Source organism: Janibacter limosus NBRC 16128, from assembly GCF_001570985.1.
In the GTDB taxonomy this organism is placed as follows: Bacteria; Actinomycetota; Actinomycetes; order Actinomycetales; family Dermatophilaceae; genus Janibacter; species Janibacter limosus.
The window spans coordinates 86,591-92,944 of sequence record NZ_BCSS01000009.1 but is presented as its reverse complement, the minus strand read 5'-3'; the positions used below and the strand labels follow the sequence as shown (position 1 = coordinate 92,944).

Genomic DNA, 6,354 nt, shown 5'->3' with positions numbered 1-6,354 from the left:
CCCGCCGTGAGGGATTGCGGCGGGTCTCTCTTTTGTCACGACCCTTCCCCCGCGGGCGAATTGGTGCTTATGGTGCGGTCACGGCACCACAAGGTGACCGTGACGCCAGACCGGGGAGAGCACGCTTGTCAGCCATCCTGCCCAATCGGTTCCCTGCCTGGGCCGAGCGTCGCTGGTTGCCGCGGACCCTGCCCGTCCTGGAGGGCCTGCCCCTCCTCGTCCTCGTCCTGACAGCCGTCGTCGTCATCACCTCCGCGCACCATGTCTGGCCGACGGCCGTTCCTCTGGTGGCGCTCGTCCCGCCCTGCCTCGTGGCGACGATGCTGTGCCCCATCCGCCAGGTGCGCGTCGTGTTCGCTCTCGTGCTGGCCTACATCGTCTTCGCCGCAGTGGCCATGCCCGGCGGGCCTGCTCGGGAGCTGCCCCTCCTGGTCTCGATGGGGTTGATGTACGCCCTGGCGGACTCACGCTCCCACCACGGCGCGGCGGCCTTCGCGGGAAACCGCATGCTGGGTGATCTGCGCACCCGGCTGCTCAAGATGGGCGACATCCCGACGCTGCCTCGTGGATGGCATGCCGAGCGATCTTTCGCCACGGCCCACGGCAATGCCTTCGCCGGTGACTTCAACGTCACCTCCCGCAGCCGGTGTGGCCGCACGCTCGAGATGGTGCTCGCCGATGTCAGTGGCAAGGGGCAGGAGGCGGGGACCCGTGCGCTCGTCCTGGCCGGAGCGATCGGCGGGGTCATCGGGTCGACCGACCCGGAGCGTGTGCTGCCCATGGCCAACGACTTCCTCGACCGTGACGGGTGGGACGAGGGCTTCGCCACCGCAGTCCACCTGTGCCTCGACATGACGACCGGTGAGGTCAGCGTCGCGTCGGCCGGGCACCCGCCAGCGATGCACTACGACGCCGGGTGCGGCCGCTGGTCGGCCCTGGACGAGGTGCGTGGCCCCGCCCTGGGCCTCATCCCCGGCGCTGCCTACCCGCGCTCCCGCACGGTGCTGCAGCGCGGGGATGCGCTGCTCGTCTACACCGACGGCATCATCGAGTCCCGCGCTCGCGACCTCGACGACGGGATCGACTGGATGCTGGGTGAGGCGGAGGCGCGTGTCTCCCAAGGCTTCTCCGGGCTCGTCAAGCGCCTGGTGGCCGGTGGGCGCGCCGGAGACGACGACGATCGTGCGGCCGTGCTCATCTGGCGCGACTAACCTGTCCGCCCGTGACCACTTCGCACAACGACCCGCACAAGGCACCCATGAAGGACACGCCCCTCACACCTGACGGCCGTCGTCACCGGGCCACGGTGCGCACCTTCACCCCGCGCTGGCGCAACTCGCCGCGCGTGGACGAGCTGATGGAGCGCCTGCTGCCCCACTACGGCGTACCGACGACGCGGCTCGACCCCGCGACGCTCTTCGGCTCCGACGTGCCCGTCGTCCTCGAGATCGGCTCGGGTTACGGGGAGTCAGCCATCGCGTATGCGCGAGAGCACCCCGAGCACGGCATCATCGCCGCAGAGGTCCACGTGCCGGGTGTCGCTGCACTGATGCTCAAGGCGGAGGAGGCGGGCGTCGACAACGTGCGCACCCACCGCGGCGACGCCATCGAGTACCTTCTCGAGTGCGTCGGTCCGGATCAGCTCGAGGCGGTCCACCTCTTCTTCCCCGATCCCTGGCCCAAGGTCAAGCACGCCAAGCGGCGCTTCGTCCAGCAGGACACCCTCGACATGGTGCTGGAGCGACTGCGCCCCGGGGGCCACCTGCTCATCGCGACCGACCACGCGGCCTACGCCGATCACGTCCGCGGACAGCTCGCCCAGCACCCCCGCGTCGCGGTGGTGGAGGGGGAGCGGCCGCAGTGGCGGCCGAGCGCCGGCTTCGAGGACAAGGGCAAGGCCGTCGGTCGAGAGATCCACGAGTTCCGGGTCACCGAGCAGGCATGACCCCGGCCTCGCCGTCACCCCGACCGACGGCAGTGCTCACCAGCGGTGCGCGACATCGACGACCAGACGCGTGTGGTCGCCGGGACCGGCGAGCGTGAAGGCGCGCATGGGCAGTCGGGCGCGCACGCCCAGCCCGACGGTGCTCTGCCCCTCGAAGCTGCCCGCGGAGGCCACCTGACGGAAGGTCGAGTACCCGGATGTGTTGACCAGCTCTCGACGGTTGGCCGGACGGTAGGTCACCCGTCCTGATGAGTCGTACGAGGGCACTCGCACGATGATCCGCACATCGGCGGCACCCCGCAGGGGAACCGCCGTGCCGCTGCCGTCCTCGCGGACGGTGCCGACGTAGCGCACGTCGTACTTCACGCCGTGCCTCGCGTCGTCGATGTCCAGGACGAGGCGGTCGAAGCACGTGTGGCGGCCGGACCGCACGTTTTCGAGGTGCCCTGAGCTGTAGCCCGAGCTGGTGTACTCCGCTGTGGAGCCCCACGTGATGCCGCAGTAGGGCGCGGCCGTGGCGGCCGGAGCCGCGGCCGGTGCGCTCAGCAGCAGGGCTCCTGCCGCAGCGACGGCGCCGATGCCGGCCCGCCCCACGAGTCGATTCGCTCTCATGATCTCTTCTCCTTCGTGCCGGGCCCGCGCCCGATGTGATGTGACCTGTTTCACATCTCACGGGTCCAGACGCGCGAAGGGGGAGTCGGGTTGCGTCGGTGCGCGGTCAGGTGAAGAGCGACTGCCCGATGTACTCGCCCTCACCGGCGCCCGGGGGGATGGCGAAGAGGGCCGACCCGGTGAACTTCAGGTACTCCATCATGGCGTCGTGCTTGGCCATGGCGTTCTGCATCGGGATGAACTGCGTGGCCGGGTCACGGACGTAGGCGAGAAAGAACAGGCCGGCGTCCAGGGTGCCGAGGTCGTTGGACCCGTCGACGAAGTTGTACCCGCGGCGCAGGATGCGCACCCCGTCGTTGTGGTCGGGGTGGACGACGGCGACGTGTGAGTCCTTGGGCACGATCGGCCCGTCCCGGCCGGGCATCGAGAAGTCCGGGTCGTCGTGCTCCTTGCCACCCGACATGGGGGCGCCGCTGTCCTTGGTGCGGCCGATGAGCGCCTCCTGCTCGCCGAGCCCCTGCCGGTCCCAGGTCTCGATGACCATGTTGATCCGGCGCGCGGCGAGGTAGGACCCGCCGGCGAGCCAGTCACCGCCGTGGTCGTCGGGGTGGACCCAGACGTGCTCGTCGAGCGCCTGGGTCTCCTCGGCGAGGATGTTCTTGGTGCCGTCCTTGAAGCCGAAGAGGTTGCGTGGTGTGGCCTGGCCGGCCGTCGTGCTCGAGGTGCGGCCGAAGCCCAGCTGGGACCACCGCACGGACACCGTGCCGAAGCCGATGCGCGCGAGGTTGCGGATGGCGTGGACCGCGACCTGCGGATCATCGGCGCAGGCCTGGATGCACAGGTCGCCACGGCTGCGGGACGGGTCGAGCCGGTCGCCGGGGAAGTGCGGCAGATCCTTGAGCACCTCGGGCTGGCGGTCCGCCAGCCCGAAGCGATCCTTGCCGTCGTCGTCGACGAAGAGCCCGGGGCCGAACCCGAAGGTGAGTGTCAGTCGCGACGCCGGGAGACCGATGGCCTCGCCCGTGTCGTCCGGAGGCAGCCGGTAGTCACCCTCGACGGGCCCGATCGGCCCGGCCGGGCCGCCGCCCATGAGCCGCTCGGCGGCAAGGGTCCACTCCTTCAGGAGGGAGACCAGCCGCGCCCGCGACGTCGTCGTGACGTCGAAGGCCGCGAAGTGCAGCCGGTCCTGGACCGGTGTCGTGATCCCCGGCTGGTGCGTACCCCGCAGCGCGAAGGGGGAGTCTCCCGCCCCCTTCGTCGGCTCAGCGGCGGACGCCCGACCGGCGGTGAAGCCACCGGCGATGCCGATGGCCGAGGCCACCGCCCCGGTGCCGATCATCGCGCGCCGCGACGGGCCCGGCTGCTGCTCCTGATCGTCGGTCACACGACCGCCGCCGTCAGCTTGGACAGGGGCTCGGACAGCGCGTTGACCGCGTCGGACAGGTCCTTGACCTCGTCCTTCGTCAGGTCGGTGTACAGGACGAAGCCCTCGCCCTCCTTGTGCTGGTCGAGCAGCTTCTGCAGCTCCTCGAAGCGGGCGTCCAGCTGCTTGGCGAGGTCCTTCTCACCCTTGGCCACGAGGATCGGGCGCACGCCGTCGTAGCCGACCTTGGCGCCGTCGACATTGGCCTGGAAGTCCCACAGGTCGGTGTGCGACCAGATCTCCTCCTCGCCGGTGACCTTGCCGGTGGCGACCTCCTCGAGCAGGCCACGGGAGCCGTTGGCGATCTGGTCGATGGTGAAGGTCATCTTCTGGATGCGCTTGTCGAGCGTCTTGGTGTTCTTCAGCAGGTCCTGGCCGTAGGTCGTGCGCTCGGCGTCGGTGAGGGCGGTGTAGTCCTTGGCCTCCTCGGGCCACAGGTCCTTCTCGATGCGGTGCCACCCGGTCCACTTCTGACCGGGCTCGAGGTCTGCCTCGCGGGCATCCATCTTGGGGTCGAGGTCACCGAAGGACTCGGCGACGGTCTCGATCCGCTCCCAGTGCACCCGGGCCTTGGCATAGAGGTCGCGCGCCTCGTCGTCCTTGCCGGCCTCGTAGAGGTCGACGAACGTCGTGGTCTTGGTGAGCAGCTGGTCGGACTGGTCCTTGACGTACGTGGCGTAGTTGGTCTCGGCCTGCTCAACACTCGCCTGGTCCCCGGGGTCGACCGTGGTGTCGGACTTCGTGACGGTGAAGTCGGCGCGGATGCCGTCGCCCTTCATGCCGGGCTTGCACGCGGTCGAGTAGGACCCGGCGGGCACATTGACGACGAGGTCCCGAGAGAGCTGGGGGCCGATGTTCTCCACCTCGCCGACGATGCGCAGCCCGTCCTCGCCCAAGAGGTAGAACTCCGTGACCTTGCTCCCGGAGTTGGTCACCTTGAAGGTCACCGGACCGGCCGGGACCTCGGTGCTCGAGATCTCGCAGGCATCGTCGCTGGAGGCGACCGTGACCGTCCGGTCATCGCCCCCGCCGCCACCGGTGGTCGGGGAGTTGCTCGTGCACGCGGCCAGGCCCGGCAGGAGGAGGGCGAGGCTGGCGCCGGTGGCGAGGTGTCGCAGGTTCATCGGGGTCCTTGGTGTGTGGCGGATCGGGCGAAGGGGGGTGCTCACGCTGACGCGACGGTCTGGCGGGGAGTGGTGGGCTGGGTCCGGCGGCGGCTGCCGCGGATGAAGAGGGTGAGCACCGGGATGACGTAGGCAACCCAGGCGATGGCCTGCAGCAGTGTCGTGCGCGGCGTGAAGTTGAAGATGCCCTTGAGCAGGGTCGCGTACCAGGACGTGGGGTCGATGACGTGTGAGACGTCGAAGGCGAGGGTGTTCAACCCCGGCAGGAAGCGAGCCTCCTGCAGGTCGTGGATGCCGTACGCGAGGACGCCGGCGGCGACGAGGACGAGGAAGGCGCCGGTCCAGGTGAAGAAGGTGGACAGGTTGATCGAGATCGCGCCGCGGTAGATGAGCCAACCGAGCAGGACCGCGGTCAGCAGTCCCAGGCCGGCTCCCACCAGAGGTACCCAGGTCGACCCGCCGTCGCTGCTCACGGCGCGCGAGGTGGCCCAGAGGAAGAGCGCGGTCTCCAACCCCTCGCGGCCGACCGCGAGGACGGCGACGACGACCAGGCCCCAGGCGCTGCCCTCCGCGGCGGCGTCGATGCGACCGCGCAGCTCGCCCCCGAGGTTGCGGGCGGCGCGGGCCATCCAGAAGACCATCCAGGTGACGAAGCCGACCGCGATGATCGACAGGCTGCCGCCGATGAGCTCCTGGGCCTCGAAGGTCAGGCCGCGCGGTCCGAAGGTCAGCAGCGCGCCGAAGGCGAGGCTGATCGCGACGGCCACCCCGACACCGGTCCAGATGCGGGGGAGGAGGTGGCGACGCTCGCTCTTGACGAGGTACGCGACGAGGATGCTGACCACGAGAGCGGCTTCGAGGCCTTCACGCAGTCCGATGAGGTAGTTGGCGAGCACATGCTGAATGTACTCCTGCTTTGGGCAGCCTCACCTAAGTGGCTCGGGGTGTCTCGACATGTGAGGACCTGTGGAGCGGGCGACGGGAATCGAACCCGCGTAGCCAGTTTGGAAGACTGGGGCTCTACCATTGAGCTACGCCCGCGCGCTCGCCCACCAACTGGCCTGTGCCAGCGGGTGGTTGAGCAGGGGTTAGCCTAGACCCCGCTCGTGACTCGATCACAATCGGGGCACGCGGGGTATGGCGCAGGTTGGTAGCGCGTCCGCTTTGGGAGCGGAAGGTCGTCGGTTCGAATCCGGCTACCCCGACACGGTGTTCGACGCTCTGGGCGCTCGATCGGATGGCAGGCTGGC

Annotated in this window: 6 protein-coding genes and 2 tRNA genes; 3 read left to right on the top strand and 5 right to left on the bottom strand. The window is 69.5% G+C overall.

What is annotated here, in order from left to right; translation table 11 throughout:
* The first annotated feature begins 125 nt into the window (after positions 1–125).
* Together JLI01S_RS05210 and trmB are read left to right on the top strand one after the other, a co-directional pair.
* Positions 126–1,211 (top strand): PP2C family protein-serine/threonine phosphatase, encoded by a 1,086-nt coding sequence (locus JLI01S_RS05210; protein WP_068261050.1) that lies wholly within the window; start codon positions 126–128, stop codon positions 1,209–1,211.
* A gap of 11 nt (positions 1,212–1,222) precedes the next feature.
* Positions 1,223–1,945, top strand: coding sequence for a tRNA (guanosine(46)-N7)-methyltransferase TrmB (trmB, locus tag JLI01S_RS05205; protein ID WP_084349212.1), 723 nt, complete (start codon positions 1,223–1,225; stop codon positions 1,943–1,945).
* 36 nt (positions 1,946–1,981) lie between these two features.
* Here the strand turns inward: trmB and JLI01S_RS05200 are convergent, their stop codons facing one another.
* From JLI01S_RS05200 to JLI01S_RS05180, 5 genes are all read right to left on the bottom strand, one after another.
* The gene (locus tag JLI01S_RS05200; protein WP_068261044.1) at positions 1,982–2,557 is read right to left on the bottom strand and encodes an AMIN-like domain-containing (lipo)protein; all 576 of its coding nucleotides are present in this window, start codon (positions 2,555–2,557) and stop codon (positions 1,982–1,984) included.
* Between the two features lie 106 nt (positions 2,558–2,663).
* On the bottom strand, positions 2,664–3,941 hold the full coding sequence (gene efeB / locus JLI01S_RS05195; RefSeq protein ID WP_245634533.1) for an iron uptake transporter deferrochelatase/peroxidase subunit: 1,278 nt from the start codon (positions 3,939–3,941) through the stop codon (positions 2,664–2,666).
* Entirely contained in the window at positions 3,938–5,104 is a 1,167-nt protein-coding gene (gene efeO / locus JLI01S_RS05190; RefSeq protein ID WP_068261040.1) for an iron uptake system protein EfeO, read from the bottom strand. Before efeO ends, efeB begins: the two co-directional genes overlap by 4 nt.
* A gap of 41 nt (positions 5,105–5,145) precedes the next feature.
* The gene (gene efeU, locus JLI01S_RS05185) at positions 5,146–6,000 is read right to left on the bottom strand and encodes an iron uptake transporter permease EfeU (RefSeq protein ID WP_068261037.1); all 855 of its coding nucleotides are present in this window, start codon (positions 5,998–6,000) and stop codon (positions 5,146–5,148) included.
* A gap of 71 nt (positions 6,001–6,071) precedes the next feature.
* Positions 6,072–6,145, bottom strand: a tRNA-Gly gene (locus JLI01S_RS05180).
* A 90-nt stretch (positions 6,146–6,235) separates the two neighbouring features.
* On the opposite strand from JLI01S_RS05180, the gene JLI01S_RS05175 reads away from it, so the two are divergent.
* Positions 6,236–6,309: transfer RNA gene (locus JLI01S_RS05175), tRNA-Pro, on the top strand.
* Positions 6,310–6,354: the final 45 nt, after the last annotated feature.

Excerpts from the sequence above, each read along its gene's own strand:
- JLI01S_RS05200 (WP_068261044.1), bottom strand. The coding sequence starts at position 2,557 with ATGAGAGCGAATCGACTCGTGGGGCGGGCCGGCATCGGCGCCGTCGCT.
- efeO (WP_068261040.1), bottom strand. The coding sequence starts at position 5,104 with ATGAACCTGCGACACCTCGCCACCGGCGCCAGCCTCGCCCTCCTCCTG.